Source organism: Escherichia sp. E1V33, assembly GCF_004211955.1.
GTDB lineage: Bacteria > Pseudomonadota > Gammaproteobacteria > Enterobacterales > Enterobacteriaceae > Escherichia.
The window spans coordinates 67,333-93,552 of sequence record NZ_RHJI01000021.1 but is presented as its reverse complement, the minus strand read 5'-3'; the positions used below and the strand labels follow the sequence as shown (position 1 = coordinate 93,552).

Annotated in this window: 22 protein-coding genes; 17 read left to right on the top strand and 5 right to left on the bottom strand. The window is 53.7% G+C overall.

Annotated elements, in window-relative coordinates:
- On the bottom strand, positions 1 to 357 hold the full coding sequence (locus D9742_RS19000) for an ArsC family reductase (protein WP_130237893.1): 357 nt from the start codon (positions 355 to 357) through the stop codon (positions 1 to 3).
- Positions 358 to 735: 378 nt separating this feature from the next.
- Here D9742_RS19000 and ypfM point away from each other — a divergent pair, with 378 nt between their 5' ends.
- Positions 736 to 795 carry a protein YpfM gene (gene ypfM, locus D9742_RS18995; RefSeq protein WP_001386977.1) on the top strand — a complete coding sequence of 20 codons (60 nt, stop codon included), beginning with the start codon at positions 736 to 738 and terminating at the stop codon, positions 793 to 795.
- A 92-nt stretch (positions 796 to 887) separates the two neighbouring features.
- Here ypfM and acrD read toward each other — a convergent pair whose 3' ends face one another.
- Positions 888 to 4,001, bottom strand: coding sequence for a multidrug efflux RND transporter permease AcrD (gene acrD, locus D9742_RS18990; protein ID WP_130237892.1), 3,114 nt, complete (start codon positions 3,999 to 4,001; stop codon positions 888 to 890).
- 163 nt (positions 4,002 to 4,164) lie between these two features.
- Entirely contained in the window at positions 4,165 to 5,865 is a 1,701-nt protein-coding gene (narQ, locus tag D9742_RS18985; RefSeq protein WP_130237891.1) for a nitrate/nitrite two-component system sensor histidine kinase NarQ, read from the bottom strand.
- Between the two features lie 205 nt (positions 5,866 to 6,070).
- Between narQ and aegA the strand changes: the two genes are divergently transcribed.
- The 3 genes from aegA to D9742_RS18970 all read left to right on the top strand — a co-directional run bounded on the left by aegA (position 6,071) and on the right by D9742_RS18970 (position 9,862).
- Positions 6,071 to 8,050: a formate-dependent uric acid utilization protein AegA gene (gene aegA, locus D9742_RS18980; RefSeq protein ID WP_130237890.1), complete on the top strand. Its 1,980-nt coding sequence runs from the start codon at positions 6,071 to 6,073 to the stop codon at positions 8,048 to 8,050.
- A 67-nt stretch (positions 8,051 to 8,117) separates the two neighbouring features.
- Positions 8,118 to 8,693, top strand: a complete 576-nt coding sequence (gene nudK, locus D9742_RS18975; protein ID WP_130237889.1) for a GDP-mannose pyrophosphatase NudK — start codon at positions 8,118 to 8,120, stop codon at positions 8,691 to 8,693.
- Between the two features lie 125 nt (positions 8,694 to 8,818).
- A complete protein-coding gene (locus D9742_RS18970) occupies positions 8,819 to 9,862 on the top strand; it encodes a DUF1176 domain-containing protein (RefSeq protein ID WP_130237888.1) in 1,044 nt (347 codons plus the stop codon).
- Between the two features lie 99 nt (positions 9,863 to 9,961).
- Here D9742_RS18970 and tkt read toward each other — a convergent pair whose 3' ends face one another.
- Positions 9,962 to 11,965, bottom strand: a complete 2,004-nt coding sequence (gene tkt, locus D9742_RS18965; RefSeq protein WP_130237887.1) for a transketolase — start codon at positions 11,963 to 11,965, stop codon at positions 9,962 to 9,964.
- A 19-nt stretch (positions 11,966 to 11,984) separates the two neighbouring features.
- On the bottom strand, positions 11,985 to 12,935 hold the full coding sequence (gene tal / locus D9742_RS18960; protein ID WP_130237886.1) for a transaldolase: 951 nt from the start codon (positions 12,933 to 12,935) through the stop codon (positions 11,985 to 11,987).
- Between the two features lie 287 nt (positions 12,936 to 13,222).
- Between tal and maeB the strand changes: the two genes are divergently transcribed.
- The 13 genes from maeB to eutA all read left to right on the top strand — a co-directional run bounded on the left by maeB (position 13,223) and on the right by eutA (position 26,210).
- The gene (gene maeB, locus D9742_RS18955; protein ID WP_130237885.1) at positions 13,223 to 15,502 is read left to right on the top strand and encodes an NADP-dependent oxaloacetate-decarboxylating malate dehydrogenase; all 2,280 of its coding nucleotides are present in this window, start codon (positions 13,223 to 13,225) and stop codon (positions 15,500 to 15,502) included.
- A 284-nt stretch (positions 15,503 to 15,786) separates the two neighbouring features.
- Positions 15,787 to 16,122, top strand: coding sequence for an ethanolamine utilization microcompartment protein EutS (gene eutS, locus D9742_RS18950; RefSeq protein ID WP_000356956.1), 336 nt, complete (start codon positions 15,787 to 15,789; stop codon positions 16,120 to 16,122).
- A 12-nt stretch (positions 16,123 to 16,134) separates the two neighbouring features.
- The gene (gene eutP / locus D9742_RS18945; RefSeq protein WP_130237884.1) at positions 16,135 to 16,614 is read left to right on the top strand and encodes an ethanolamine utilization acetate kinase EutP; all 480 of its coding nucleotides are present in this window, start codon (positions 16,135 to 16,137) and stop codon (positions 16,612 to 16,614) included.
- A complete protein-coding gene (eutQ, locus tag D9742_RS18940; RefSeq protein WP_130237883.1) occupies positions 16,589 to 17,290 on the top strand; it encodes an ethanolamine utilization acetate kinase EutQ in 702 nt (233 codons plus the stop codon). Before eutP ends, eutQ begins: the two co-directional genes overlap by 26 nt.
- Positions 17,287 to 18,090, top strand: coding sequence for an ethanolamine utilization cob(I)yrinic acid a,c-diamide adenosyltransferase EutT (eutT, locus tag D9742_RS18935; protein WP_130237882.1), 804 nt, complete (start codon positions 17,287 to 17,289; stop codon positions 18,088 to 18,090). Before eutQ ends, eutT begins: the two co-directional genes overlap by 4 nt.
- Positions 18,087 to 19,103, top strand: coding sequence for a phosphate acetyltransferase (gene pta, locus D9742_RS18930; RefSeq protein WP_130237881.1), 1,017 nt, complete (start codon positions 18,087 to 18,089; stop codon positions 19,101 to 19,103). Before eutT ends, pta begins: the two co-directional genes overlap by 4 nt.
- 38 nt (positions 19,104 to 19,141) lie before the next feature.
- Positions 19,142 to 19,435, top strand: coding sequence for an ethanolamine utilization microcompartment protein EutM (gene eutM, locus D9742_RS18925; protein ID WP_000387713.1), 294 nt, complete (start codon positions 19,142 to 19,144; stop codon positions 19,433 to 19,435).
- 106 nt (positions 19,436 to 19,541) lie between these two features.
- Complete coding sequence (eutN, locus tag D9742_RS18920; protein WP_130237880.1) at positions 19,542 to 19,829, top strand: ethanolamine utilization microcompartment protein EutN; 288 nt, start codon at positions 19,542 to 19,544, stop codon at positions 19,827 to 19,829.
- Positions 19,830 to 19,840: 11 nt separating this feature from the next.
- A complete protein-coding gene (locus D9742_RS18915) occupies positions 19,841 to 21,244 on the top strand; it encodes an aldehyde dehydrogenase family protein (protein ID WP_130237879.1) in 1,404 nt (467 codons plus the stop codon).
- A 10-nt stretch (positions 21,245 to 21,254) separates the two neighbouring features.
- Positions 21,255 to 22,091 carry an ethanolamine utilization protein EutJ gene (gene eutJ / locus D9742_RS18910; protein ID WP_130237878.1) on the top strand — a complete coding sequence of 279 codons (837 nt, stop codon included), beginning with the start codon at positions 21,255 to 21,257 and terminating at the stop codon, positions 22,089 to 22,091.
- On the top strand, positions 22,081 to 23,268 hold the full coding sequence (gene eutG / locus D9742_RS18905; protein WP_130237877.1) for an ethanolamine utilization ethanol dehydrogenase EutG: 1,188 nt from the start codon (positions 22,081 to 22,083) through the stop codon (positions 23,266 to 23,268). Before eutJ ends, eutG begins: the two co-directional genes overlap by 11 nt.
- A gap of 315 nt (positions 23,269 to 23,583) precedes the next feature.
- Complete coding sequence (eutH, locus tag D9742_RS18900; protein WP_130237876.1) at positions 23,584 to 24,810, top strand: ethanolamine utilization protein EutH; 1,227 nt, start codon at positions 23,584 to 23,586, stop codon at positions 24,808 to 24,810.
- The gene (gene eutA / locus D9742_RS18895) at positions 24,807 to 26,210 is read left to right on the top strand and encodes an ethanolamine ammonia-lyase reactivating factor EutA (protein ID WP_130237875.1); all 1,404 of its coding nucleotides are present in this window, start codon (positions 24,807 to 24,809) and stop codon (positions 26,208 to 26,210) included. Before eutH ends, eutA begins: the two co-directional genes overlap by 4 nt.
- Positions 26,211 to 26,220: the final 10 nt, after the last annotated feature.

Genomic DNA, 26,220 nt, shown 5'->3' with positions numbered 1-26,220 from the left:
CTACACCTCATGGAAAAATTGCTGATAACTGGATTCACTGAAACCCAGCAGCATAGGCTTCCCTGGCGCACAGAGCAATGGGCGTTTGATGATTGCAGGCATTTCAGTCATTAATATCATAGCGGAGGCCGCATCGGTGATGTTGTTGCGGGTGGCTTCGTCCAGTTTGCGCCAGGTAGTGCCACGGGTGTTAAGTAACGCTTGCCAGCCTAATTCATTGATAAAGGTGTTCAACAATTCACTGTTCAGGCCATCAACACGGTAATCGTGAAAGCGAAAGTCGATGTTATTGGTTTCCAGCCAACGGCGTGCTTTTTTTATGGTGTCACAATTTTTGATACCGTAAAGGGTAACCATAGTGAATCCTTTTGCGATTATTAAGAATAACTAATCATTTAACGGTCAATACATTTTTCCCGCAAATGATTATCAGGTAATATAACATTATTAAGGTATTTAACTTAACAATTATTAAATGGTTGTGAACAATTTTAATGCAATTATTAAGAATGTTCTCCTTGGTATATTTTTGTATTTTCAACAAAATTAATTCAGTATTAGAATCCGTATGAATATGTCGAAATGTTGCTGTTCATCACATAAAAATCCCTGTCACAGGGCCATAGTATTTATGTAGGCTTTGCCCCGGAGGTAGTAATCACAGCAATCGAATAAATTAGCTTCACCACGGTATATTGTTTCCGTAGAATACCCATAATTATAAGAGAGGTTGTTATGATTGAACGTGAACTGGGGAACTGGAAAGACTTTATCGAAGTTATGCTTCGTAAGTAATTTCCAGAACAGGAAATGAAAGAACCTGACGTCAGGTTCTTTATCAGACAGTTGAAAAAGGCGACATATACGTATGTCGCCTTTTTTATTGCTTATTCTGGTCGAGGCTTCAGTGGGAAGCGACGACGCACCAGCACAAAGAATAGTGGCACGAAGTAAATCGCGAGAATGGTGGCAGAAATCATCCCACCCATTACGCCAGTACCGACTGCGTGTTGACCGCCGGAACCGGCACCGTTGCTGATTGCCATTGGCAGTACGCCGAAGATAAATGCCAGCGATGTCATCAGAATTGGGCGTAAACGCTGACGGCAGGCGTAGAGCGTCGCTTCAAACAGATCGTGGCCTTTTTGATTCATCTCGTTGGCAAACTCAACAATCAGGATAGCGTTTTTCGCCGATAAACCAATGACCGTTAACAGGCCCACCTGGAAGTAAACATCGTTTTCCAGCCCGCGCATCCAGGTTGCCAGTAGCGCGCCGATAACCCCCAGCGGTACAACCAGCATTACCGAGAACGGCACCGACCAGCTTTCATACAACGCCGCCAGACACAGGAATACCACCAGCAATGAAATGGCATACAGCGCCGGAGCCTGCGCACCGGAAAGTCGTTCCTGGTACGACATCGCTGTCCACTCCAGTCCAAAGCCGTTCGGCAACTGCTTCACCAACGATTCCATAATATCCATCGCTGTACCCGTACTGACGCCCGGAGCGGCTTCCCCGACAATTTCTACCGCAGAATAGCCGTTATAGCGTTCCAGACGCGGCGAGCCAGTCTCCCAGCGAGAGGTCGCGAAGGCGGAGAAAGGCACCATGCCGCCGTCTTTGTTACGTACATACCACAAGTTGATGTCATCTGGCAGCATGCGATACGGCGCGGCAGCCTGCACATAGACTTTCTTCACGCGACCGCGATCCATAAAGTCATTCACATAGCTTGACCCCCACGCGGTTTGCAGCGTGTCGTTAATATCGTCAATGGCAACGCCCAGCGCCTGAGCTTTACGCTGGTCGATATCAATCTGCAACTGCGGACTGTCGTCGAGGCCGTTATGGCGCACACGGGTTAGCTCCGGGTTTTCCGCCGCGAGCGCCAGCAGCTGATTACGCGCGGCCATCAGCGCATCGTGACCCGCCCCAGCGTGGTCCTGCAGCTCCATATCAAATCCAGCGGAACTGCCAAGGCCGCTGATAGCTGGCGGGCTACTGGCGATAACGCGAGCTTCTTTGATTTTATTAAATGCTTTCGTTGCACGTTCGATAATGGCAAACGAAGTGCCTGTTTTACTGTCGCGTTCGCTCCAGTCTTTCAGGCGGACAAACATTCGTGCCACGTTTTGCCCGTTTCCTCCAGGGCCAGAACCTACAGTGGCAAACACCGACATGATGTTGTCTTTCTCATGGGTGAAGTAATATTTCTCGATCTGTTCCACTACTTTCAGGGTCTGTTGCTGAGTCGAGCCGCTGGGTAATTGTACCGAGGTGGTAAACATGCCACGGTCTTCCAGAGGCAGGAACGACGTCGGCAGACGCAGAAACAGGAACACCATGCCGCCTAACAGCAGGACGTAAATCAAAATCCAGCGCAGGCTGCGGTGGAGAATTTTCGCCACCCCTTTTTCGTAGCGTTCGGCGTTGCGGTTGAACATCTGGTTAAACCAGGCAAAAAAGCCTTTCTGCCCGTGATGTTCACCTTTTTTCAATGGCTTAAGTAGTGTTGCGCACAATGCTGGAGTCAGGATCATCGCCACCAGAACCGACAGCACCATTGCCGCAACAATGGTTATAGAGAACTGGCGATAGATAGCCCCGGTGGTGCCGCCAAAGAAGGCCATTGGCACAAATACGGCAGAAAGCACCATTGCAATCCCGACCAGTGCGCCCTGGATCTGCCCCATCGATTTACGTGTGGCTTCGCGAGGAGTGAGTCCTTCCTCACTCATAATTCGTTCGACGTTTTCCACCACCACGATGGCGTCATCCACCAGCAGGCCGATCGCCAGCACCATCGCGAACATGGTTAAGGTGTTCACGCTGTAGCCGAAGGCATAAAGCACCGAGAAGGTTCCCATCAACACTACCGGCACGGCGATAGTTGGAATCAGCGTAGCGCGGAAGTTTTGCAGGAACAGATACATAACGAGGAAAACCAGCGCAATAGCTTCTAGCAGAGTTTTCACTACGTCTTCAATGGAGGCCTTAACAAACGAGGTGGTTTCATACGCCACCTTGTACTCCAGTCCGGGCGGGAAATACTGCGCCAGTTCATCCAGACGGTTGATCACCAGTTCTGCCGTTGCCATTTCATTCGCGCCGGAGGCCAGTTTTACCCCCAGCCCCGAGGCTGGTTTTCCGTTGAAACGGCTAAGATAATCGTATTTCTCCGCACCCATTTCGACGGTGGCGACATCACCCAGTTTCACTTCCGAACCGTCCTGATTCACTCGCAGAGTGATATCACGGAACTGTTCTGGTGTTTGCAACAGTGATTGGGCGTTAATGGTGGCGTTGAGTGCCTGGTTATCGACAGACGGCGTGCCGCCAAGCTGCCCAACCGCAATCTGTGCGTTCTGCGACTCAATGGCGTCAGTGACATCTTTGGCTGTCATCTGGAAACTGTTTAGTTTTGCCGGATCCAGCCAGATACGCATCGAATATTGTGAACCGTAAGCGTCGATATCACCAACACCGTTCACGCGGCTTAACGGGTCCTGAATATTACTGGCAACGTAATCGGCGATATCCTGTTTATCCATCGAACCATCGGTTGATACGAAGGCAATGGTCAGAATGTTGGTATCCCCGGTTTTACGCACCGTTACACCCTGATTTTGCACCGCCTGCGGCAGTTTACGCATGGCCGACTGCAACTGGTTCTGCACCTGTTGCACTGCTTCGTCCGGATCTGTGCCAGCTTTAAAACTGAGGGTTACCGACGCCTGTCCAGTACCGCTGCTTTGTGATGACATATACATCAGGTTATCGAGGCCAGTCATATTCTGCTCGATAACCTGGGTCACGGTGTTTTCCAGTGTCTGGGCCGACGCGCCCGGATAGTTAGCGGTCACTCGCACATTCGGTGGCGCGAGATCCGGGTACTGTTCAACGGGCAAAGAGAAAATGGCCAGGGTTCCTGTCAGACACAACAGAATTGCCAGCACCCAGGCAAAAATGGGGCGATCAATAAAGAAATTCGCCATTAAAAGAGGACCTCGTATTGCTGCGTATCGTTATGGGCATGCCTTGCTTCACTGTAGCGGCAAGGTACGAGCCAATCGTGGAGAAAAAAAGGAGATAATGTAAATTATCATACCCTTTTATACTGAACCTAAAGTGCCAGTATTTATTGAACAGTAAGCGGCATCATATCTGCTGGCTTTCCTCGCTCTCCGCAGAGCGAAAGCTAATACTCACTAACGTGCCGCCGCCGGAAGGTTGCGAAAAAGTCAGCGTCCCACCCAATCTTTCCGCGCGTTCTCGCATGATATTCAGACCATAATGGCCTTCGGGTTCCTTCGGTTCACCGATGCCAATACCGTTGTCACGAATATAGACTGTGTGATTGCCATCCGGCGCGGTGACGCAGCTAACGGCAATTTCGCTGGCGTTGGCGTGCTTCATGGCGTTCAGCACCGCTTCGCGAATAATTTGCAACAAATGTACCTGCATCTGCGCATCCAGCGCCAGGGTTGGCAGACGGCAGTCGAGCGACAATTTGGCGCTGGTTTGGTTTTGTAATGTATCCAGCATTTCACGCAGCGCAGAGGGAAGATCCGCCTGCTGTAGCGTCAGTCGGAAAGTGGTTAACAGCTCGCGTAACTGCCGATAAGCATCATTCAGCGCCTGGGAGAAATCGGCCATGATACTTTGTGCAGTGGCGTTATCTTCGGGTATCGAACGTTTCAGTAACGTCAACTGGATACGTAAATAAGAAAGTACCTGTGCCAGCGAGTCGTGCAATTCGCGGGCGATGGTCGCGCGCTCTTCCATCAACAACAACTGCTGGAAATGCTTCTGAGCCTGGTTAAAGTACAAACCACGGCCCAGCATCGATGAAACGCTGTTAAGTAGCGGTTCAGAGGCCGACAGGTTGCTATTTTGCCAGTGCAGCTCGCCGTAAACAGTCTCTTGCATGGTGACCGGTAAAATCTGTATTGGTAGCTCAGGGTTTGGCTTCCCTTCGCTAATCCGCCAGTTATCCCCAACGTTCAGCTCCAGATATTCAGCTGCTTCATTGTCGCGAACAATCTGCAAAATATGGCGGAAACAATGCACATCAATCTGGCTGGTGTTCAGCGCCTGCGAACACTGATAAAGAACTTCCAGACGTCGCTTGGCTTCGTGGAGATCGCGAGTTTTTTCTTCTACTGACGCTTCCAGCGAGCGGTACAGCTTATGAAGCTCGCTCGACATCTGGTTAAAGGTTTTTGCAAGCAGACCCAGTTCATTGGGTAGGCTGGTATCCAGCGGCGGCGAGTCGAACTGCCCGTGTTCAATACGTTGACTGGCGGTTACCAGTTGATTCAGCGGAGCAACCACCTGATGGCGTATGCGGCGCAGAGTAAAAAAGACCAGCGTGAAAATACCAATACCGCCAGCCAGCGAAATCGCCACTACCAGCAGCATTTTGCGTTCAGCGTAGTGCTGTAAAGCCAGCACGAACAGGTCTATCTGATTAACATAGTTATTAATATTGGCCTGATACCACGGCAAGTCGCCCTGAATGAGTCGGTTATTCATCTCCAGCCAGTTGGCATTCAGATGCGCATAGCGAGTTTTTACTGCCTCTGGTACATACCAGACGTTGAGATTGGTTAATACCCGTGAATGCAGTGCCTGCTGAAACAGCTGGCGATGTGCATTGAGTTGTGGACTGCCACTTTGCAAGTCGTAGCCCAGGCGGTAACTCTGCATACGCAGCGATCCGGCAATATTGATAGCCTCAGCGTCGCGCAAGCTGCTCGCCAGAGTTAGCAGAGCGATACCCGTGGAAAGAATCGACAGCAGCACAATGTAAAAAAAGGCCCGGGCCAGACTGGCCGAGACGGGTCGTTTAACAATCACACGCGTCTTCTCCACAAAAAATCATTAATGTTCCAGTTCGCTGAAACGCAATTTAGTCAATGATGGGATTATTTGATCTGCCACAGTTTATAGCGAAATAGTTACTTGTTCCGGGCAAATGAACATTGCCGATTCCCCTGTAAGTCGGGTAATAACAACACTCATATAAAGAATAAGGTTTTTACAACCAAAAAAGAAGGTCGTTATGAATCGTTTTATTATGGCCAACAGTCAGCAATGTCTGGGGTGCCATGCTTGTGAAGTGGCCTGTGTGATGGCTCACAATGATGAGCAACACGTGTTGAGTCAGCACCATTTCCACCCCCGAATTACGGTTATCAAACATCAGCAGCAACGTAGCGCAGTGACCTGTCACCATTGTGAAGATGCGCCTTGCGCCCGTAGCTGCCCTAATGGCGCGATCAGCCACGTTGATGACAGCATTCAGGTCAATCAGCAAAAGTGTATTGGCTGTAAATCCTGCGTGGTGGCCTGTCCGTTTGGCACTATGCAAATTGTCCTGACGCCTGTCGCCGTGGGTAAAGTGAAAGCCACCGCGCATAAATGTGACCTGTGTGCAGGGCGAGAGAACGGCCCTGCCTGTGTCGAGAATTGTCCGGCGGACGCGCTGCAACTGGTGACCGACTCCGCACTCTCCGGCATGGCGAAATCCCGCCGCCTGCGCACCGCGCGCCAGGAACATCAACCGTGGCATGCGAGCGTCCCGGCACAAGAAATGCCAGTCATCAGTAAAGTAGAACAAATGCAGGCAACCCCCGCGCGCGGCGAACCGGATAAACTGGCGATTGAGGTACGCAAAACTGGCTTTGATGAAATTTATCTGCCGTTTCGTGCCGACCAGGCACAACGGGAAGCCTCGCGCTGCCTGAAGTGCGGCGAGCATAGCGTTTGTGAATGGACCTGCCCGCTGCATAACCATATTCCGCAGTGGATTGAACTGGTGAAAGCCGGAGATATCGACGCCGCCGTTGAGCTTTCTCACCAGACCAACACCCTGCCTGAAATTACCGGGCGCGTTTGCCCGCAAGACCGGCTGTGCGAAGGTGCCTGCACCATTCGCGATGAGCACGGCGCGGTAACTATCGGCAACATTGAACGCTACATTTCGGATCAGGCGCTGGCGAAAGGCTGGCGTCCTGACTTAAGCCATGTCACCAAAGTGGACAAGCGGGTGGCGATTATCGGTGCGGGTCCGGCAGGGCTGGCCTGTGCGGATGTTCTGACCCGCAATGGCGTGGCGGTGACGGTGTACGATCGCCATCCAGAAATCGGTGGCTTGCTCACTTTCGGCATTCCTTCTTTCAAACTGGATAAATCACTGCTGGCACGCCGTCGGGAAATCTTCAGCGCAATGGGGATTCACTTCGAACTCAATTGTGAAGTGGGTAAAGATGTCTCTTTGGATTCGCTTTTGGAACAATACGACGCGGTCTTCGTTGGCGTAGGCACTTACCGTTCCATGAAAGCGGGTTTACCCAATGAAGATGCGCCGGGCGTTTATGACGCGCTGCCGTTCCTCATCGCCAACACTAAACAGGTGATGGGACTCGAAGAGCTACCGGAAGAGCCGTTTATCAATACCGCCGGACTCAACGTCGTGGTACTGGGCGGCGGCGACACCGCGATGGATTGTGTACGCACTGCGCTGCGCCACGGCGCGAGTAACGTCACCTGCGCTTATCGTCGTGATGAAGCTAACATGCCAGGTTCGAAAAAAGAGGTGAAGAACGCCCGTGAAGAAGGGGTGAACTTCGAATTTAACGTCCAGCCGGTGGCGCTTGAGCTGAATGAACAAGGTCACGTTTGCGGGATTCGTTTCCTGCGTACGCGTCTTGGCGAGCCGGATGCCCAGGGGCGTCGGCGTCCAGTACCGGTGGAAGGCAGTGAATTTGTCATGCCAGCTGACGCGGTGATCATGGCATTTGGCTTTAATCCCCATGGTATGCCGTGGCTGGAGTCGCACGGTGTAACGGTAGACAAATGGGGCCGCATCATCGCGGATGTGGAAAGCCAGTACCGGTACCAGACCACCAATCCGAAAATCTTCGCCGGTGGCGATGCCGTACGTGGTGCGGATCTGGTGGTTACCGCAATGGCCGAAGGCCGCCATGCGGCACAGGGGATTATTGACTGGCTGGGGGTAAAATCAGTCAAATCTCACTGATAGCCTCCGCAGACAAACATGACTTCACAGCGTAAGATAATCGTTCATTTCGCGCTGTGGAGTCGGTATGACGCAACAAATCACCCTCATTAAAAACAAAATTCTCTCCGATAACTATTTCACCCTGCACAACATTACCTACGATCTTACCCGCAAAGATGGCGAAGTTATCCGCCATAAACGTGAAGTTTACGACCGCGGCAATGGCGCGACAATCCTCCTGTACAACGCGAAGAAAAAGACCGTAGTACTGATTCGCCAGTTCCGCGTCGCCACGTGGGTTAATGGCAATGAAAGCGGGCAGCTGATTGAAACCTGCGCCGGGCTGCTGGACAACGATGAACCAGAAGTCTGCATTCGAAAAGAAGCGATTGAAGAGACAGGGTATGAAGTGGGCGAAGTGCGCAAATTATTTGAACTGTATATGTCGCCTGGCGGCGTGACTGAGCTAATCCACTTTTTTATCGCTGAATACAGTGACAATCAGCGCGCTAACGCCGGTGGCGGCGTCGAAGATGAAGATATTGAAGTGCTCGAGCTGCCGTTCAGCCAGGCACTGGAGATGATCAAAACCGGTGAGATACGAGACGGTAAGACGGTGTTATTACTTAACTATTTGCAAGCGTCGCATTTAATGGACTGAAAAATAACAATAATATTTAGTTGATTATTATTGGCTCAATCCGATAAATCCGATTGAGCCGCGCTACCTGCGCAACGAAGATACGACTTGTGCTGTTTGTTTGAACTTCTGGGGTCGTACCGTCCATGCGCTATCGCATTTTTCTTCTCTTTTTTTTCGCTTTGTTGCCGACGTCTTTGGCGTGGGCGGCACCAGCGCAACGGGCGTTTTCCGACTGGCAGGTCACCTGTAATAACCAAAACTTCTGCGTGGCGCGAAACACAGGCGATCATAATGGACTGGTGATGACTCTAAGCCGCAGCGCCGGGGCGCATACCGACGCCGTTTTACGTATCGAGCGTGGTGGATTGCATTCACCGGGTGCGTCAGAAGAGGCGATAGCGTCGCGACTGCTGTTAGATGGTGAGCCGCTGGCGTTAAGCGGGGACAAATGGCGGATTTCACCGTGGTTATTAGTGACCGATGATACGGCGACCATCACTGCATTTTTAAAGATGATTCAGGAAGGGAAGGCCGTCACCTTACGTGACGGCGATCAGACTATTTCTCTGGCCGGATTAAAAGCAGCGTTGTTGTTTATTGATGCCCAGCAAAAGCGTGTCGGCAGTGAAACCGCGTGGATTAAAAAAGGGGACGAGCCGCCGCTGAGTGTGCCGCCAGCGCCTGCGCTAAAAGAGGTCGCCGTGGTGAACCCGACGCCGACACCGCTTTCTAGTGAAGAACGTAACGATTTGCTGGATTACGGTAACTGGCGGATGAATGGTCTGCGCTGTTCGCTTGATCCGTTGCGTCGTGAAGTGACCGTTACGGCGCTGACCGATGATAAAGCATTAATGATGATTAGCTGTGAAGCAGGCGCGTATAACACCATTGATCTTGCGTGGATTGTGTCGCGTAAAAAGCCACTGGCCTCGCGCCCGGTGCGGTTACGTTTGCCATTCAACAACGGTCAGGAGACGAATGAACTGGAACTGATGAACGCGACATTTGATGAAAAAACGCGTGAATTGGTGACCTTAGCGAAAGGTCGCGGATTAAGCGATTGTGGTATTCAGGCGCGCTGGCGCTTTGACGGTCAGCGTTTTCGCCTGGTGCGTTACGCCGCAGAACCGACCTGCGATAACTGGCATGGGCCAGACGCCTGGCCCACGTTGTGGATCACGCGTTAAACAAAATCGCAGGTGCGGCCCTGAAAAGCGCACGGACCGTCCCCTCGCCCCTTTGGGGAGAGGGTTAGGGTGAGGGGAACATGCAGCATCCTGGCACCATCAGGCACCTTTCACCCCCAGCACCTTATGCGCTTTTGCCACAATATTCTCGGCGGTAAAGCCAAAGAATGGGAACAGCTTATCTGCCGGAGCAGATTCCCCGTAACCCGTCATCCCGACAATCGCCCCTTTCAGGCCGACGTATTTGTACCAGTAATCGGCAATACCCGCTTCCACCGCCACGCGAGCTGCAACGTTAGAAGGCAACACCGACTCCCGATATTCTTCATCCTGGGCGTCGAAAATATCGGTCGAGGGCAGGGAAACTACGCGTACATTACGCCCTTCTCCCGCCAGTTTCTCTGCGGCCTGTAGCGTGATTTCCATCTCTGACCCTGTGGCAATCAAAATAATATCCGGCTTACCGCCGCTGTCTTTCAGCACATAACCACCACGGGCAATTTCTTTAACCTGATCCGGCGTACGTTCCACCTGCGCCAGATTCTGCCTTGAGAGGATTAGCGCCGTCGGCCCATTGTGGCGCTCAACCGCCAGCTTCCAGCCTACGGCGGCTTCCACCTGATCGCACGGTCGCCAGGTGCTGAAATTCGGCGTTAAGCGCAGACTGGCCAGTTGCTCCACTGCCTGGTGCGTCGGGCCATCTTCGCCCAGACCAATTGAGTCGTGGGTATAAACCATAATCTGCCGCGCTTTCATCAGTGCCGCCATCCGCGCGGCGTTACGGGCGTATTCAACAAACATCAGGAACGTCGCGGTATACGGCACAAAGCCGCCGTGGTGCGCGATGCCGTTGGCGATAGCGGTCATGCCAAATTCACGCACCCCGTAGTGAATATAATTCCCTGCGGGATCTTCCTTCAGCGACACAGATCCTTTCCAGATAGTGAGATTACTTGGGGCCAGATCCGCCGAACCGCCAAGCAGTTCCGGCAGCATTGGCCCGTAAGCGTTAAGCGTATTTTGCGACGCTTTACGGGTAGCGATTTTGGCCGGATTCGACTGCAACTCATTGATATATTTTTGGGTAATTTTCTCCCAGTCCTTCGGCAAACCACCGCTCATCCGACGGATAAACTCTTCTGCAAGTTGCGGATGGGCCTTTTTATAAGCGGCAAACTTCTCATTCCAGCTCTGCTGCGCTTTTTCGCCTTTTTCGCGAGCATCCCAGGCGTGATAAATCTCTTTTGGGATCTCAAATGGCGGATGATGCCAGCCCAGTTTTTGCCGCGCCAGCGCCACTTCTTCTTCACCCAACGGTGCGCCGTGGGCCTCTTCCTTACCCGCTTTATTAGGCGAGCCAAAGCCAATCACCGTACGGCAGATAATCAACGACGGTTTATCTTTCACGCTTTGTGCTTCGAGGATTGCTTCCTTAACCGCCTGCGGATCGTGACCGTCGATCTCGTGGATCACATGCCAGTGGTAGGCTTCAAATCGTTTTGCCGTATCATCGGTAAACCAGCCTTCGGTTTCACCATCAATCGAAATACCGTTGTGATCGTAAAAGCCAATCAGCTTGCCGAGTCCCAACGTTCCCGCCAGCGAAGAGACTTCGTGAGAGATACCTTCCATCAGGCAGCCGTCGCCCATAAACACATAGGTGAAGTGATCGACAATCTCATGATCCGGCTGGTTAAACTGCGCTGCCAGCGTGCGTTCCGCTATCGCCAGTCCAACCGCGTTCGCTAACCCTTGCCCAAGAGGACCCGTGGTGGTTTCAACGCCTGGCGTATAGCCAATCTCTGGATGGCCTGGCGTTTTCGAATGCAGTTGACGGAAATTTTTCAGTTCTTCGAGCGGTAAATCATAACCAGTCAGATGTAGCAAACTATAGAGCAACATCGAGGCGTGACCGTTGGAAAGAATAAAGCGGTCGCGGTCATACCAGGTCGGATCGGTGGGGTTATGTTTGAGAAAATCGTTCCACAGCACTTCGGCAATATCTGCCATACCCATTGGCGCGCCGGGGTGACCAGAATTGGCTTTTTGCACTGCATCCATACTGAGCGCGCGAATCGCATTGGCAAGGTCTTTTCGGGACATATAACACTCCGTGGCTGGTTTATAGTTTGGCGGCAAGAAGATCTTCCAGTTTGCGTTGATCAACGGCGAACAGACGAATGCCTTCAGACAGTTTTTCTACCGCCATCGGATCCTGATTGTGCTCCCAACGGAACTCCGCTTCGCTCATGGGAGCTGGGCGTGGGAACGTCTGAGAAGGTGGGATTAATTTACGTACCACTGGCGAAACTTTTTCCTGCAGCTCCTTCAGCAAATTCGGTGCGATAGTCAGACGGTCACAGCCGGTTAAGGCGAGGATTTGTTCGGTGCGACGGAAGCTCGCGCCCATCACAATGGTTTCGTAGCGATGTTGCTTGTAGTAGTCGTAGATGTTGCGCACAGATTTGACACCTGGATCTTCCTCTACCACATACGGATCCATCGGTTTGCGCGCCTGATACCAGTCATAAATACGACCTACAAACGGGGAAATCAGAAAAACGCCAGCTTCTGCACAGGCCCGTGCCTGAGCAAAAGAAAACAGCAGCGTCAGGTTGCAGTTAATACCTTCTTTTTCCAGTTCTTCTGCCGCGCAAATTCCTTCCCAGGTTGAAGCCAGCTTTATCAAAATGCGTGATTTCTCAACGCCTTGCTGTTGATACAAGTCCACCAGATGGCGCGCTTTTTCAATACTCTTTTCTTTGTCAAAAGAGAGGCGTGCGTCAACTTCTGTCGACACGCGACCGGGTACGATTTTGAGAATTTCTGTACCGAAATTGACTGCCAGTTTGTCACAGGCCGCAACGACTTGTTGTTCCTGGGTCTTGCCATTTTTTTTACCCCAGGCAATGGCATCGTCTATTAAATGCTCATATTGTGATAAACCGGCAGCCTTGAGTAACAGCGAAGGATTGGTGGTGGCATCCTGGGGATGATAATGGCGAATGGACTCTATATCACCGCTGTCTGCCACGACAGTGGTGAACTGTTTGATGCCGTCTAACTCGTTCATAGGAAATACTCCTTGAAAAGTAAAGTGTTAGATGAGTGCGTTAATTCACACTTCTGAGAAATTTCGCTAAACGCATCAAAAAAGCATAGCAGACAGGCATGGTATTGCTGGATGAAGCAGGTAACATCAGTGTTATAGGATTATTACCAAAACATTATTTAATGGGGGAGAGTTTGGGCTTGCTCAGAGTCTCGAAGCTCCGGCAAGGTAATAATGTGCGCCACGTTGTGGGCTGAGGCCGTTGCCCACACCTATTTTTGTGAACGTTACGTGAAAGGAACAACCAAATGGATGAGCAGTTAAAACAAAGTGCACTTGATTTCCATGAATTTCCTGTACCAGGAAAAATCCAGGTTTCTCCGACCAAACCTCTGGCAACGCAGCGCGATCTGGCGCTGGCCTATTCACCGGGTGTCGCCGCGCCTTGTCTTGAAATCGAAAAAGATCCGTTAAAAGCCTACAAATACACCGCGCGCGGTAACCTGGTAGCAGTTATCTCTAACGGTACTGCAGTGCTGGGGTTGGGTAATATTGGCGCGCTGGCAGGTAAACCGGTGATGGAAGGTAAGGGCGTTCTGTTTAAGAAATTCGCCGGGATAGATGTGTTTGACATCGAAGTGGATGAACTGGATCCGGACAAATTTATCGAAGTGGTCGCCGCACTTGAACCGACCTTCGGCGGTATCAACCTCGAAGATATTAAAGCGCCAGAATGTTTCTATATTGAACAGAAACTGCGCGAGCGGATGAACATTCCGGTATTCCACGATGACCAGCACGGGACGGCAATTATCAGCACCGCCGCCATTCTCAACGGCTTACGCGTGGTAGAGAAAAATATCTCCGACGTACGGATGGTGGTTTCTGGTGCGGGCGCAGCGGCAATTGCCTGTATGAACCTGCTGGTGGCGCTGGGTCTGCAAAAACATAACATCGTGGTGTGCGACTCAAAAGGCGTTATTTATCAAGGGCGTGAGCCAAACATGGCGGAAACCAAAGCCGCATATGCGGTAGTGGATGACGGCAAACGTACCCTCGATGATGTGATTGAAGGCGCGGATATTTTCCTTGGCTGTTCCGGCCCGAAAGTGCTGACTCAGGAGATGGTGAAGAAAATGGCTCGCGCGCCAATGATCCTGGCGCTGGCGAACCCGGAACCGGAAATTCTGCCGCCGCTGGCGAAAGAAGTGCGTCCGGATGCCATCATCTGTACCGGCCGTTCTGACTATCCAAACCAGGTCAACAACGTGCTTTGCTTCCCGTTCATCTTCCGTGGAGCGCTTGACGTTGGCGCAACGGCTATCAATGAAGAGATGAAACTGGCGGCGGTACGCGCGATTGCAGAACTGGCCCATGCGGAACAGAGCGAAGTGGTGGCTTCAGCGTATGGCGATCAGGATCTGAGTTTTGGCCCTGAATACATCATTCCAAAACCGTTCGATCCGCGTCTGATCGTCAAGATCGCCCCTGCGGTGGCGAAAGCGGCGATGGAGTCCGGCGTAGCGACGCGTCCGATTGCTGATTTCGATGTCTACATCGATAAGCTGACTGAGTTCGTTTACAAAACCAACCTGTTTATGAAGCCGATTTTCTCCCAGGCTCGCAAAGCGCCGAAGCGCGTAGTTCTGCCGGAAGGGGAAGAGGCGCGCGTTCTGCATGCGACTCAGGAACTGGTAACCCTGGGACTGGCGAAACCGATCCTTATCGGGCGTCCGAACGTTATCGAAATGCGTATTCAGAAACTGGGCTTGCAGATCAAAGCGGGCGTTGATTTTGAGATTGTCAATAACGAATCCGATCCGCGTTTTAAAGAGTACTGGAGCGAATACTTCCAGATCATGAAGCGCCGTGGTGTCACTCAGGAACAGGCGCAGCGTGCGCTGATCAGCAACCCGACGGTGATCGGTGCGATCATGGTTCAGCGTGGGGAAGCCGATGCAATGATCTGCGGTACGGTGGGCGATTATCATGAACATTTTAGCGTGGTGAAAAATGTCTTTGGTTATCGCGATGGCGTTCACACCGCAGGTGCAATGAACGCGCTGCTGCTGCCGAGTGGTAACACCTTTATTGCCGATACCTACGTCAATGACGAACCAGACGCAGAAGAGCTGGCGGAGATCACCTTGATGGCGGCAGAAACTGTCCGTCGTTTCGGTATTGAACCGCGCGTTGCTCTGTTGTCGCACTCCAACTTTGGTTCTTCTGACTGCCCGTCGTCGAGCAAAATGCGTCAGGCGCTGGAACTGGTCAGGGAACGTGCGCCAGAACTGATGATTGATGGTGAAATGCACGGCGATGCGGCGCTGGTAGAAGCGATTCGCAACGACCGTATGCCGGACAGCACCCTGAAAGGTTCCGCTAATATTCTGGTGATGCCGAACATGGAAGCAGCTCGAATTAGTTACAACTTACTGCGCGTTTCCAGCTCGGAAGGTGTCACTGTCGGCCCGGTGCTGATGGGTGTGGCAAAACCGGTTCACGTGTTAACGCCGATCGCGTCAGTGCGTCGTATTGTCAACATGGTGGCGCTCGCCGTGGTTGAAGCGCAAACCCAGCCGCTGTAATTCTTCCTTAACTATCACGCTTACCCTGAGTAATTCGGGGTAAGCGATTTTTATATTATCAATACCTCTTACTGCTTTTACTAATAGCAAATAAATTACCCGACATTAAAAAGTAATATTTTTATATTTATTCATGCGCTGCATATGAAAGTTTATATCTCACGGTAAATATCTCTCCATTCTTAGTGATCTATCTCACCTTTTAAACGCGATTGCCGAATTTTGTTATTTACTCTGACGAAAAATTGTCACGATACACTCACGTTTTTTACAGGCGGCGACTCATGGACAAAGAACGCATCATTCAGGAATTTGTACCCGGAAAACAGGTTACGCTGGCGCATCTGATCGCGCATCCAGGCGAAGAACTGGCGAAGAAAATCGGCGTTCCGGATGCGGGCGCAATTGGCATTATGACGCTAACTCCAGGCGAAACAGCGATGATTGCCGGTGATTTAGCACTAAAAGCCGCTGATGTGCATATCGGTTTTCTCGACCGTTTTAGCGGCGCGCTGGTGATTTATGGCTCGGTGGGCGCAGTAGAAGAAGCGTTATCACAAACCGTCAGCGGTTTAGGACGCTTATTAAATTATACGCTTTGTGAAATGACCAAAAGTTAATACGAGGCATTCATGAAACGAATTGCGTTTGTGGGTACCGTCGGGGCAGGAAAAACAACGTTATTTAATGCGTTGCAGGGAGATTATACCCTCGCCAGAAAAACACAGGCTGTGGAATTTAATCATAATGGTGATATTGATACTCCGGGTGAATATTTTAGCCATCCCCGGTGGTATCACGCCTTAATAACCACGCTACAGGATGTGGACATGCTGATATATGTCCACGGCGCGAATGATCCGGAAAGCCGATTACCTGCCGGGCTGCTGGATATTGGCGCCAGTAAACGGCAAATCGCCGTCATCAGTAAAACGGACATGCCGGATGCTGACGTCACCGCAACGCGACAGTTATTGCTTGAGACTGGCTTTGAAGAGCCAATTTTCACGCTAAACAGCCATGACCCGCAAAGCGTGCAGCAACTGGTGGATTATCTGGCATCTCTCACCGAACAGGAGGAAGCAGGTGAAAAAACTCATCACAGCGAATGATATTCGTGAAGCACACGCGCGCGGCGAACAGGCAATGTCCGTGGTTCTGCGCGCCAGCATTATTACCCCGGAAGCCCGCGAAGTGGCGGACCTGCTGGGTTTTACCATCACCGAATGCGATGAATCGACCCCGGTAACGGCATCCGTTCCCGCCAGCGCGCCAGCCGATAAAAACGACATCCAGCGCATCCGCGAAACCATCATCGCCCAGTTGCCGGAAGGCCAGTTTACCGAAAGTCTGGTCGCGCAGTTGATGGAAAAAGTGATGAAGGAAAAACAGTCGCTGGAGCAGGGCGCAATGCAGCCGAGCTTTAAATCGGTGACGGGTAAAGGCGGCATTAAAGTGATCGACGGCAGCAGCGTTAAGTTTGGTCGTTTCGACGGTGCAGAGCCGCACTGCGTCGGTTTAACGGATCTGGTCACCGGAGACGACGGCAGCAGCATGGCCGCCGGTTTTATGCAGTGGGACAACGCCTTCTTCCCGTGGACCCTGAACTACGACGAAATCGACATGGTACTGGAAGGGGAACTGCATGTTCGCCACGAAGGCGAAACCATGATCGCCAAAGCGGGCGACGTGATGTTTATCCCGAAAGGCTCCAGCATTGAATTTGGTACGACATCCAGCGTGAAATTCCTGTATGTCGCCTGGCCGGCTAACTGGCAATCCCTATGAAAGATTTCATCACCGAAGCATGGCTAAGAGCGAACCATACGCTCAGCGAAGGCGCAGAGATCCATCTCCCTGCGGACAGTCGCCTGACGCCCTCTGCCCGGGAGTTACTGGAAAGCCGCCATCTGCGCATCAAGTTTATTGACGAGCGGGGCAGCCTGTTCGTTGACGATGAACAGCAGCAGCCGCAGCCCGTTCACGGTCTGACCAGTAGCGATGACCATCCGCAGGCATGCTGCGAACTGTGCCGCCAGCCGGTGGCGAAAAAGCCGGATACGCTGACTCACCTGTCGGCGGAAAAAATGGTCGCCAAAAGCGATCCGCGTCTGGGTTTTCGCGCTGTTCTCGACAGCACCATTGCGCTGGCAGTGTGGCTGCAAATTGAACTGGCAGAACCGTGGCAGCCGTGGCTGGCGGATATCCGTTCGCGTCTTGGCAACATTATGCGTGCCGATGCGTTGAGCGAACCGCTGGGCTGCCAGGCGATTGTCGGACTTTCTGATGAAGATCTGCACCGGCTTTCTCACCAGCCGCTGCGCTATCTCGACCACGATCATCTGGTGCCGGAAGCCAGCCACGGACGCGATGCGGCGTTGCTGAATCTGCTACGCACCAAAGTGCGTGAAGCCGAAACCGTAGCGGCGCAGGTGTTTATCAACCGCAGTTTTGAAGTATTACGCCCGGACATCTTGCAGGCGCTGAACCGCCTTTCCAGCACGGTTTACGTAATGATGATCCTGAGCGTAACGAAGCACCCGCTAACGGTGAAGCAGATCCAACAACGACTGGGAGAAACGCAATGATTATTGAACGTTGTCGTGAACTGGCGTTGCGAGCGCCCGCCAGAGTGGTTTTTCCGGATGCGTTAGACCAGCGCGTACTGAAAGCCGCGCAGTACCTGCATCAACAAGGACTGGCGACGCCTATTCTGGTCGCCAGTCCGTTTGAACTTCGTCAGTTTGCGCTCAGTCACGGCGTAGCGATGGACGGGCTACAGGTGATTGATCCGCATGGCAACATCACAATGCGGGAAGAATTTGCCCAACGTTGGTTAGCTCGCGCGGGAGAAAAAACACCGCCGGATGCGCTGGAAAAACTCACCGATCCGCTGATGTTCGCCGCCGCAATGGTTAGCGCCGGTAAAGCGGATGTCTGTATTGCAGGCAACCTCTCTTCTACAGCGAATGTGCTGCGTGCCGGATTACGCATTATTGGTTTGCAGCCGGGCTGTAAAACGCTCTCCTCCATTTTCCTGATGTTGCCGCAGTACAGCGGCCCGGCGTTGGGCTTTGCCGATTGCAGCGTGGTGCCACAGCCGACGGCGGCGCAGCTGGCGGATATCGCGCTTGCCAGCGCCGAAACCTGGCGCGCCATCACCGGAGAAGAGCCGCGCGTGGCGATGCTGTCGTTTTCCAGTAACGGTAGCGCCCGTCACCCCTGCGTTGCCAATGTCCAGCAGGCGACAGAAATCGTCCGTGAGCGCGCACCAAAGCTGGTAGTCGATGGCGAGTTGCAGTTTGACGCCGCCTTTGTGCCGGATGTCGCGGCGCAAAAAGCGCCTGCCAGCCCGCTACAGGGCAAAGCTAATGTAATGGTTTTTCCGTCGCTGGAAGCCGGAAATATTGGCTACAAAATCGCACAACGACTCGGCGGATATCGTGCTGTCGGGCCATTGATACAAGGACTTGCCGCGCCGATGCACGATCTCTCTCGTGGTTGTAGCGTGCAGGAAATTATCGAACTGGCGCTGGTAGCAGCCGTACCACGTCAGACAGAAGTGAACCGCGAGAGCAGTTTACAAACACTGGTTGAATGAACGGTCCCGTTCTGGACCCTTATAAAGAGGAAAACACAATGGAAGCATTAGGAATGATCGAAACCCGGGGCCTGGTTGCACTGATTGAGGCTTCTGACGCGATGGTTAAAGCTGCGCGTGTCAAGCTGGTTGGTGTTAAGCAGATTGGCGGTGGCCTGTGTACTGCGATGGTTCGCGGTGATGTTGCAGCCTGTAAGGCCGCGACCGATGCAGGTGCCGCAGCGGCACAGCGTATCGGCGAGCTGGTATCCGTACACGTTATCCCGCGTCCGCACGGCGACCTGGAAGAAGTTTTTCCGATCGGCCTGAAAGGCGATAGCAGCAACCTGTAATCACCCTGTGTGACGTCGATTCGGGCGTCACGCTCTCTCCTTTTTCATTTTACCTTCTGCGGAGGGTAGGGGGAGCTTTTACCTGAAATACGCCACGGAGGCGGGTATGAAACTGGCAGTCGTCACTGGACAAATTGTTTGTACCGTACGCCATCACGGACTGGCGCATGACAAATTGCTGATGGTGGAAATGATTGATCCACAAGGTAAGCCTGACGGGCAATGTGCCGTCGCCATCGACAATATTGGCGCGGGAACCGGGGAGTGGGTGTTGCTGGTGAGCGGTAGTTCCGCCCGCCAGGCGCATAAAAGCGAAACGTCACCGGTCGATCTATGCGTGATTGGCATCGTCGATGAGGTGGTGTCTGGCGGTCAGGTAATTTTCCACAAATAAGGCAGAACATCATGAATCAACAGGATATTGAACAGGTGGTGAAAGCGGTACTGCTGAAAATGCAAAGCAGTGATACGCCGCCCGCCGCCGTTCATGAGATGGGCGTTTTCGCTTCCCTGGATGACGCCGTTGCAGCCGCTAAAGTGGCGCAACTTGGGTTAAAAAGCGTGGCAATGCGCCAGTTAGCCATTGCTGCCATTCGTGAAGCAGGCGAAAAACACGCCAGAGATTTAGCGGAACTTGCCGTCAGTGAAACCGGCATGGGTCGCGTTGAAGATAAGTTTGCCAAAAACGTCGCCCAGGCGCGCGGCACGCCGGGCGTAGAGTGCCTCTCTCCGCAGGTGCTGACCGGCGACAACGGCCTGACGTTAATTGAAAACGCGCCCTGGGGCGTAGTGGCTTCGGTAACGCCGTCCACTAACCCGGCGGCAACCGTAATTAACAACGCCATCAGCCTGATTGCCGCGGGCAACAGCGTCATTTTTGCCCCGCATCCGGCGGCGAAAAAAGTCTCCCAGCGGGCGATCACGCTGCTCAACCAGGCGATTGTTGCCGCAGGCGGGCCGGAAAACTTACTGGTTACTGTAGCAAATCCGGATATCGAAACCGCGCAACGCTTGTTCAAGTTTCCGGGCATAGGCCTTTTGGTGGTGACCGGCGGCGAAGCGGTAGTAGAAGCGGCGCGTAAACACACCAATAAACGTCTAATTGCCGCAGGCGCTGGCAACCCGCCGCTAGTGGTGGATGAAACCGCTGACCTCGCCCGTGCTGCTCAGTCCATCGTCAAAGGCGCGTCTTTCGATAACAACATCATTTGTGCCGACGAAAAGGTACTGATTGTTGTTGATAGCGTAGCCGATGAACTGATGCGTCTGATGGAAGGCCAGCACGCGGTGAAACTGACCGCAGAACAGGCGCAGCAGCTGCAACCGGTGTTGCTGAAAAATATCGACGAGCGCGGAAAAGGCACCGTCAGCCGTGACTGGGTTGGTCGCGACGCAGGCAAAATCGCGGCGGCAATCGGCCTTAAAGTTCCGCAAGAAACGCGTCTGCTGTTTGTGGAAACCACCGCAGAACATCCGTTTGCCGTGACCGAACTGATGATGCCGGTGCTGCCCGTCGTGCGCGTCGCCAACGTGGCGGATGCCATTGCGCTGGCGGTGAAACTGGAAGGCGGTTGCCACCACACGGCGGCAATGCACTCGCGCAATATCGAGAACATGAATCAGATGGCGAACGCTATTGATACCAGCATTTTCGTCAAGAACGGACCGTGCATTGCCGGGCTGGGGCTGGGCGGGGAAGGCTGGACCACCATGACCATCACCACGCCAACCGGTGAAGGGGTAACCAGCGCGCGTACGTTTGTCCGTCTGCGTCGCTGTGTATTAGTCGATGCGTTTCGCATTGTTTAAGGAGTAACAGATGGCGCACGACGAACAATGGCTCACCCCACGTCTGCAAACGGCGGCAACGCTGTGTAACCAGACGCCCGCCGTTACGGAATCTCCGCTGTGGTTGGGGGTGGATCTGGGCACCTGCGATGTGGTGTCGATGGTTGTCGACCGCGACGGTCAGCCGGTGGCGGTATGCCTCGACTGGGCCGATGTGGTCCGCGACGGCATCGTCTGGGATTTCTTCGGCGCTGTCACCATTATTCGTCGCCATCTCGACACCCTTGAGCAGCAATTCGGTCGCCGTTTTAGCCATGCGGCGACCTCTTTTCCTCCTGGTACGGACCCGCGTATTTCCATCAACGTGCTGGAGTCTGCCGGGCTGGAAGTGAGCCATGTGCTGGATGAACCAACCGCAGTCGCGGATCTGCTGCAACTGGACAACGCCGGCGTAGTGGATATCGGCGGCGGCACTACCGGCATTGCCATCGTGAAAAAGGGCAAGGTGACTTACTCGGCAGATGAAGCGACCGGCGGACATCACATCTCTTTGACCCTTGCCGGAAATCGCCGTATTTCGCTGGAAGAGGCGGAGCAGTACAAGCGCAGTAATGCGCAGGAAATCTGGCCGGTTGTGAAACCGGTCTACGAAAAAATGGCAGACATTGTCGCCCGACATATTGAAGGGCAGGGCATTGCCGATTTATGGCTGGCGGGCGGTGCCTGTATGCAACCGGGCGTGGCGGAACTGTTTCGTAAACAATTCCCGGCGTTACAGGTGTATTTACCGCAGCACAGTCTATTTATGACCCCGCTGGCGATTGCCAGTAGCGGGCGAGAGAAAGCGGAGGGGCTATATGCAAAATGAATTGCAGAGCGCGCTCTTTCAGGCGTTCGACACCCTGAATCTGCAACGGGTAAAAACATTTAGCGTTCCACCGGTGACGCTTTGCGGTCCGGGCGCGGTGAGCAGTTGCGGGCAGGAAGTGCAAACGCGTGGGCTGAAACATCTGTTCGTGATGGCAGACAGCTTTTTGCATCAGGCGGGGATGATCGCCGGGCTGACGCGCAGCCTGGCCGTAAAAGGTATCGCCATGACGCTCTGGCCATGTCCGGTGGGCGAACCGTGCATCACCGACGTGTGTGCAGCCGTGGCGCAGTTGCGTGAATCAGGCTGTGATGGGGTGATCGCGTTTGGCGGCGGCTCGGTGCTCGATGCAGCGAAAGCCGTGGCGTTGCTGGTGACGAACCCGGATATCACGCTGGCAGAAATGTCAGAAACCAGCGTTCTGCAACCGCGCTTGCCGCTGATTGCCATTCCAACTACCGCCGGAACTGGCTCTGAAACGACTAACGTGACGGTGATTATCGACGCGGTGAGCGGGCGCAAGCAGGTGTTAGCGCATGCCTCGCTGATGCCGGATGTGGCGATCCTCGACGCCGCGCTGACCGAAGGTGTGCCGTCGCATGTCACGGCCATGACCGGCATTGATGCGTTAACTCATGCCATTGAAGCGTACAGCGCGCTGAACGCCACACCGTTTACCGACAGTCTGGCGATTGGTGCCATTGCGATGATTGGCAAATCGCTGCCGAAAGCGGTGGGCTACGGTCACGACCTTGCCGCCCGCGAGAGCATGTTGCTCGCCTCGTGCATGGCGGGAATGGCGTTTTCCAACGCCGGGCTGGGGTTGTGCCACGCGATGGCGCATCAGCCGGGCGCGGCGCTGCATATTCCGCACGGTCTGGCGAACGCCATGCTGCTGCCAACGGTGATGGAATTTAACCGGATGGTCTGTCGTGAACGCTTTAGCCAGATTGGTCGGGCGCTGCGAACTAAAAAATCCGACGATCGTGACGCTATTAACGCGGTAAGTGAGCTGATTGCGGAAGTTGGGATTGGTAAACGACTGGGCGATGTTGGTGCGACATCTGCGCATTACGGTGCATGGGCACAGGCCGCGCTGGACGATATTTGTCTGCGCAGCAACCCGCGTACCGCCAGCCTGGAGCAGATTATCGGCCTGTATGCAGCGGCGCAATAAATGCCGGATGCGACGCTTGCCGCGTCTTATCCGGCCTACGGGATTGCACATGTAGGGCGGATAAGGCGTTTACGCCGCATCCGCCAGTGGCGCGATGCAAATGCCGGATGCGACGCTTGCCGCGTCTTATCCGGCCTGGGGGATTGCACATGTAGGGCGGATAAGGCGTTCACGCCGCATCCGCCAGTGGCGCGGTGCAAATGCCGGATGCGACGCTTGCCGCGTCTTATCCGGCCTACGGGATTGCACATGTAGGGCGGATAAGGCTTCACGCAGCATCCGCTAATAAATAACAACTAACAGGGAGTAAAGGCGATGGGAATTAACGAAATCATCATGTACATCATGATGTTCTTTATGCTGATAGCTGCCGTAGACAGGATCCTGTCGCAGTTCGGCGGTTCTGCTCGTTTCCTCGGTAAGTTCGGTAAAAGTATCGAAGGATCAGGCGGTCAGTTCGAAGAAGGCTTTATGGCAATGGGCGCTCTGGGCCTGGCGATGGTCGGTATGACCGCGCTGGCACCGGTACTGGCCCACGTACTTGGGCCGGTAATTATCCCGGTTTACGAAATGCTCGGCGCAAACCCATCAATGTTCGCCGGAACGCTGCTGGCGTGCGATATGGGCGGCTTCTTCCTCGCCAAAGAGCTGGCGGGCGGCGACGTAGCAGCGTGGCTATACTCTGGGTTAATTCTCGGATCGATGATGGGGCCAACGATTGTGTTTTCCATTCCGGTGGCGCTCGGCATTATCGAACCTTCTGACCGTCGTTACCTGGCGCTCGGCGTACTGGCGGGCATTGTGACCATTCCGATTGGCTGTATCGCTGGTGGTCTGGTGGCTATGTATTCCGGTGTGCAAATCAACGGTCAGCCGGTGGAATTCACTTTTGCCCTGATCCTGATGAACATGATCCCGGTACTTATCGTCGCGGTACTGGTGGCGCTGGGGCTGAAATTCATCCCGGAAAAAATGATCAATGGCTTCCAGATCTTTGCCAAATTTCTCGTCGCATTGATCACCCTCGGTCTTGCTGCCGCAGTAGTGAAATTCCTGCTCGGCTGGGAATTGATCCCAGGACTTGATCCTATCTTTATGGCCCCTGGCGATAAACCAGGCGAAGTGATGCGCGCCATTGAAGTTATCGGCTCTATCTCCTGCGTGCTGTTAGGTGCGTATCCGATGGTGCTGTTGCTGACTCGCTGGTTTGAAAAACCGCTGATGAGCGTCGGTAAAGTGCTGAATATGAACAACATCGCGGCGGCAGGCATGGTGGCAACGCTTGCCAACAATATCCCCATGTTCGGCATGATGAAGCAGATGGATACCCGCGGCAAAGTGATCAACTGCGCATTCGCCGTTTCCGCTGCCTTCGCCCTGGGCGACCACTTAGGCTTCGCCGCTGCCAACATGAACGCCATGATCTTCCCGATGATTGTCGGCAAGTTGATTGGCGGTGTTACGGCGATTGGCGTAGCGATGATGCTGGTGCCAAAAGAAGACGCGACCACGGCTAAAACCGCAGCGGAGGCGCAATCGTGAGTACTCGCCAGCTACTGAGCGTCGGTATCGATATCGGCACCACCACCACCCAGGTGATCTTCTCCCACCTGGAGCTGGTTAACCGTGCGGCGGTGTCGCAGGTGCCGCGCTACGAATTCATCAAACGCGAAATTAGCTGGCAAAGTCCGGTGTTCTTTACTCCTGTCGATAAACAGGGCGGTTTAAAAGAAGCGGAACTGAAAACCTTAATCCTCGAGCAATATCAGGCCGCGGGCATTGCGCCAGAAAGCGTTGATTCCGGTGCCATCATCATCACCGGTGAAAGCGCAAAAACCCGCAATGCTCGCCCGGCGGTGATGGCGCTCTCTCAGTCGCTGGGCGATTTTGTCGTCGCCAGCGCCGGGCCGCACCTCGAATCCGTGATCGCCGGTCACGGTGCCGGGGCGCAAACCCTTTCTGAACAACGGCTGTGTCGGGTACTGAATATCGACATCGGCGGTGGCACCGCGAACTACGCCCTGTTCGATGCCGGAAAAATCAGCGGCACTGCCTGCCTCAACGTCGGTGGTCGCCTGCTGGAAACCGACAGCCAGGGGCGCGTGGTCTACGCTCATAAACCGGGGCAGATGATTGTGGATGAGTGCTTCGGTGCAGGCACTGACGCCCGTTCGCTGACCGGCGCGCAGCTGGTGCAGGTTACCCGGCGGATGGCAGAACTGATTGTCGAAGTGATTGACGGAACGCTCTCGCCGCTCGCACAGGCATTAATGCAAACCGGTTTGCTGCCCGCAGGTGTTACGCCCGAAATCATTACGCTTTCTGGCGGCGTGGGCGAATGTTATCGCCACCAGCCCGCCGACCCGTTCTGTTTTGCCGATATTGGCCCGCTGCTGGCAACGGCGCTGCATGACCATCCGCGCCTGCGTGAGATGAACGTACAGTTTCCGGCGCAAACCGTGCGCGCCACGGTGATTGGCGCGGGCGCGCATACCCTTTCGCTCTCTGGCAGCACAATCTGGCTTGAGGGCGTACAACTGCCGCTGCGCAATTTGCCGGTGGCGATCCCGATTGATGAAACGGATCTGGTGAGTGCCTGGCAACAGGCGCTGATTCAGCTGGATCTTGATCCCAAAACTGACGCGTACGTGCTGGCGCTTCCCGCCTCGCTGCCTGTGCGTTACGCCGCGGTACTGACGGTCATCAACGCGCTGGTCGATTTCGTCGCGCGTTTTCCGAATCCGCATCCCCTGCTGGTGGTGGCCGGGCAGGACTTTGGTAAAGCTCTGGGCATGTTGTTGCGCCCACAGCTACAACAACTCCCGTTGGCAGTCATTGACGAAGTGATTGTCCGCGCGGGGGACTATATCGACATTGGTACGCCTCTTTTTGGCGGATCGGTTGTGCCGGTGACGGTGAAATCACTCGCATTTCCTTCCTGAGGGAACGACT

What these genes read in the sequence shown, in the direction of transcription:
- pta (WP_130237881.1), top strand. Translation starts at nt 18,087, where the DNA reads ATGATTATTGAACGTTGTCGTGAACTGGCGTTGCGAGCGCCCGCCAGA.
- eutH (WP_130237876.1), top strand. Translation starts at nt 23,584, where the DNA reads ATGGGAATTAACGAAATCATCATGTACATCATGATGTTCTTTATGCTG.
- acrD (WP_130237892.1), bottom strand. Translation starts at nt 4,001, where the DNA reads ATGGCGAATTTCTTTATTGATCGCCCCATTTTTGCCTGGGTGCTGGCA.
- maeB (WP_130237885.1), top strand. Translation starts at nt 13,223, where the DNA reads ATGGATGAGCAGTTAAAACAAAGTGCACTTGATTTCCATGAATTTCCT.
- D9742_RS18915 (WP_130237879.1), top strand. Translation starts at nt 19,841, where the DNA reads ATGAATCAACAGGATATTGAACAGGTGGTGAAAGCGGTACTGCTGAAA.
- eutJ (WP_130237878.1), top strand. Translation starts at nt 21,255, where the DNA reads ATGGCGCACGACGAACAATGGCTCACCCCACGTCTGCAAACGGCGGCA.
- eutP (WP_130237884.1), top strand. Translation starts at nt 16,135, where the DNA reads ATGAAACGAATTGCGTTTGTGGGTACCGTCGGGGCAGGAAAAACAACG.
- D9742_RS19000 (WP_130237893.1), bottom strand. Translation starts at nt 357, where the DNA reads ATGGTTACCCTTTACGGTATCAAAAATTGTGACACCATAAAAAAAGCA.
- tal (WP_130237886.1), bottom strand. Translation starts at nt 12,935, where the DNA reads ATGAACGAGTTAGACGGCATCAAACAGTTCACCACTGTCGTGGCAGAC.
- eutN (WP_130237880.1), top strand. Translation starts at nt 19,542, where the DNA reads ATGAAACTGGCAGTCGTCACTGGACAAATTGTTTGTACCGTACGCCAT.
- tkt (WP_130237887.1), bottom strand. Translation starts at nt 11,965, where the DNA reads ATGTCCCGAAAAGACCTTGCCAATGCGATTCGCGCGCTCAGTATGGAT.
- eutS (WP_000356956.1), top strand. Translation starts at nt 15,787, where the DNA reads ATGGACAAAGAACGCATCATTCAGGAATTTGTACCCGGAAAACAGGTT.
- eutG (WP_130237877.1), top strand. Translation starts at nt 22,081, where the DNA reads ATGCAAAATGAATTGCAGAGCGCGCTCTTTCAGGCGTTCGACACCCTG.
- eutM (WP_000387713.1), top strand. Translation starts at nt 19,142, where the DNA reads ATGGAAGCATTAGGAATGATCGAAACCCGGGGCCTGGTTGCACTGATT.
- nudK (WP_130237889.1), top strand. Translation starts at nt 8,118, where the DNA reads ATGACGCAACAAATCACCCTCATTAAAAACAAAATTCTCTCCGATAAC.
- D9742_RS18970 (WP_130237888.1), top strand. Translation starts at nt 8,819, where the DNA reads ATGCGCTATCGCATTTTTCTTCTCTTTTTTTTCGCTTTGTTGCCGACG.
- aegA (WP_130237890.1), top strand. Translation starts at nt 6,071, where the DNA reads ATGAATCGTTTTATTATGGCCAACAGTCAGCAATGTCTGGGGTGCCAT.
- eutT (WP_130237882.1), top strand. Translation starts at nt 17,287, where the DNA reads ATGAAAGATTTCATCACCGAAGCATGGCTAAGAGCGAACCATACGCTC.